The sequence below is a fragment of the Candidatus Glassbacteria bacterium genome, from assembly GCA_019456185.1.
GTDB lineage: Bacteria > Gemmatimonadota > Glassbacteria > GWA2-58-10 > GWA2-58-10 > JAJRTS01.
Genome location: VRUH01000018.1, coordinates 72,652 through 75,861, shown reverse-complemented (window position 1 = coordinate 75,861; position 3,210 = coordinate 72,652). Strand labels below are relative to the sequence as shown.

At 59.1% G+C, this 3,210-nt stretch carries 2 protein-coding genes; one reads left to right on the top strand and one right to left on the bottom strand.

Features of this window, described 5'->3' with window-relative positions; genetic code table 11:
* The first annotated feature begins 379 nt into the window (after positions 1-379).
* Positions 380-2,578, top strand: coding sequence for a hypothetical protein (locus FVQ81_08905; protein ID MBW7996666.1), 2,199 nt, complete (start codon positions 380-382; stop codon positions 2,576-2,578).
* 176 nt (positions 2,579-2,754) lie between these two features.
* Here the strand turns inward: FVQ81_08905 and FVQ81_08900 are convergent, their stop codons facing one another.
* Positions 2,755-3,018: a GIY-YIG nuclease family protein gene (locus tag FVQ81_08900; GenBank protein MBW7996665.1), complete on the bottom strand. Its 264-nt coding sequence runs from the start codon at positions 3,016-3,018 to the stop codon at positions 2,755-2,757.
* Between the last annotated feature and the right edge of the window lie 192 nt (positions 3,019-3,210).

Genomic DNA, 3,210 nt, shown 5'->3' with positions numbered 1-3,210 from the left:
CTCTGCTTCCACGACTGCACCTATGTCAACGCTCGCGATTTCCTCTGGTCGCTGCTGACCGCGGCCACAGCCAGTTACGGCCTGCCGGTGCGCGGGGAGGACGGGCGGCTGGAGCAGGCGCTGCTGCTGGCCAAACTGCACCGTCAACTGGGCTGGGACGACATGACCGGCCACCGCTTCCTCTCGGCCGATTACAAGGTGCAGGAGTCCACATTCTCCTCCGGCGCCAAGATCTGGGTGAACTACAACACAGGGGAGTATAAAATCAGCGGAGTGCCGGGGATAGCGCCGGAGGTTATGAAACTGGATTGACGCTTCCGGTGTATCTTAATGATAATAAAGTCTCAATCATGTCCAGGCTGAATACGGCGGGCACACGATGCAGATCAACGTCACGCAAAAGCCGCTGCCGGTTGCCGTTGCGTTTGTTTTATTAACCTTCAGCAGTCTTTGCCCGGCTCCGGCGGCGGATTCCCTCGTATCGCACTCAGGGGAGCAGCTGTATCTCGACCGGGCCGGGACATTGCTGGCCGCCCATGACACCGCCGCCGCCCTTCACCAGCTCGACACGGCTCTGGAGCGCAGCCCCGACGCCGGCCGGGCGCTGATCGACAGGGGGCGGCTCAGGCTGGCTCTCGGTAATCCGGGCGGGGCGCGGGAGGATTTCGGCAGGGCGCTGTTCAGCGATTCGGCAGGGATCAGGTACGAGGCCCATCTCGGTCTCGGTCACGCCTTCCGCAAAATGACCAACAGGAACTGGGATGCGATCAGGGAGTACCGTCAGGCCCTGCGCTACGACCCCGCCAGCCGCGAGGCGCTCTACTCGATAGCCATGACCGGATTCGATCTGGCGGAAACCAGCGGCTACCGGCTGGCCTCCGAGATGCTGGTCGAGCTTATCTGCATCGATCCCGAATACAGGGACGCCTACCATCTGTGGCGCGAGAAAATCCGCGACCAGACCAATGACGAACTCCACACGGTGGACAGTTTCCTGAGCGAATACCTGGAGGCCAATCCCGGCAAAGCCTATCGCTGGCTTGATCTCGCCTGGGACCGGTTCCGTCTGCACGAGATCGACAGGGCCTGGCAGGCGCTGGACAAGCTTGAGACCACTCAACCCGCCTACAAAATTCCGGAGCAGACACTCCTGCGCGCCCGGATCCTGCTGGAGCGCGGCGATACTCTCGGGTTCGAGCGGACCTACCACCAGGCCCTGGCCGCGGGCGGGAAATACGGCGGGTTCGAGCGGATGTTTGTCGAGGTGCAGCCGATATTCACGCCCGCCGAGAAAGAGAAGTGGTACGGGATCAAGGGGTCGAAAGACGTGGCGGTCCTGTTCCGCAGGTTCTGGAAGAGTCGCGACCCGGACCCGATCACGTTCCGCAACGAGCGGCTGGTGAACCATTACCTCCGCCTTCGCGAGGCCGAGACATATTACCGCCAGCAGTTCCCCCACAGCCTCTTCCAGACCTCGCGGGAGTATTTCATGCTGCTCTCGCCCGGCTCGAACCTGATGGAGTACGACCCTGAGATATTCCGTACCGGCAACCGTCAGCTCCCGCTGGACCAGCGCGGGATGCTGTATATCCGCCACGGCCCGCCGGAGCGGATCAACCACCCGGACATGACCCAGAAATCCAACCCCTCGGAAATCTGGTATTACGAGGACAGCTATTACGTGTTCGAGCGGCTCAAGGGCGCCGGCGATTACCTGTTCATCCCACTGCCGATCACCGGAGCGGGGGATGTCAAGAAGGCCCTGGCTACCGACAGTTTCCGTGACCAGTTGCCCCGGCTGGAGCAGGAATACTACGCCTCGGAGTTCATGGACGAGGACGGCAACCTGGAGCTTGAATTCTACCAGTCTGTCCCGATCTCCGGTGCAGCGGAAGTCAAAGCGGTGCAGGCCAGCGCCGCCGTGTTCGACACGACCTGGCTGATCCAGGCAATCGATACGTCCTCCGCGTTCAAGGCCATGGCCGGTAACGACAGTCTCTGGATTGCGGTCAATAGAATCGTCCTGCACGCCAACAGGGGTTATTACGCGCTCAACATGGATTTATCGGGATTCAGGGTTGCGGCGCGAAACGTGCTGGATCTAAATCCCTATTCGGGAGCCACGCTGGAGCTGAGCGGTATTATCCTGGGAACAGCGCCGGCGGCCGGCCAGCACGCCCACAGCAGGAACGGAATCAAAATCCTGCCCCGGCCCTCGCTGGAATTCGTCCATGGCGAGGTGATCCGGGTCTATTTCGAGATCTACGGCTTGCGGGACAACGGCAACGGCGAGCGCGCCTGGCGGGAAAGAATCACTGTCAGCCTGGCGGATAAGAAAGCCGGGGGAGTGGGGGGATTTTTCGCCGGCCTCGCGTTCTGGAGCCGTGATCGGGCGAAGAGTCTCTCTTTCGATTTCCAGCGCAATGCCCAGGACCCGGAGGGCCGCGCCGCCGAATATTTTGATATCGATTCGGCGGAGTTGACTCCCGGCCGCTATCGCCTGCAAATCAGGATCGAGGACGAATTGAGCGGGGAGCGCAAGGAGGTATCCTGGGAGTTTACGGTCATAGCCGGATGAGAAGGAAAAAAGCCTCCAATATTTCAGGGAAGTGAATCCGCTCGGGCAATAACGGTCCAATCATCGCACAAAAAAGGGCCGCATCTTGAATAAAAAAGATACGGCCCTTCTCTTTATGGCTCCCCAGGCCGGACTCGAACCAGCGACACGGTGGTTAATCCCGACAAGTCGGGACTCTACCGGCTGGATTCGATAAGTTCATGAATGGCGGAGCGACTTTTCCAGCTTTTAATTTGTCGTTCACGTAAAACAGCTTGAGATCGTGAATCAAAAGTTTCAGAGTATACGATCACCCATGGTCCGGCGAAACGTTTTGTGGTCTTGGACCCTTTGTAGAGGGGATCATTGTGTTCAGCCAACCTTCGATTTAACTCATCAGTGTGCCCAATGTAGTACCTGCTGCTTGATTGTGATTCGAGGATGTATACGAAAAATGCCATAGCAATCCCACTTGCCTTGCTAGGAAAGGCTATCGACGAGCCAAGAACAAGCGCGAAGGCGCTGCAGATCAGGAAGGGCCGCATCTTGAATAAATAAAGATACGGCCCCTCTAGATGGCTCCCCAGGCCGGACTCGAACCAGCGACACGGTGGTTAATCCCGACAAGTCGGGACTCTACCGGCTGGATTCGA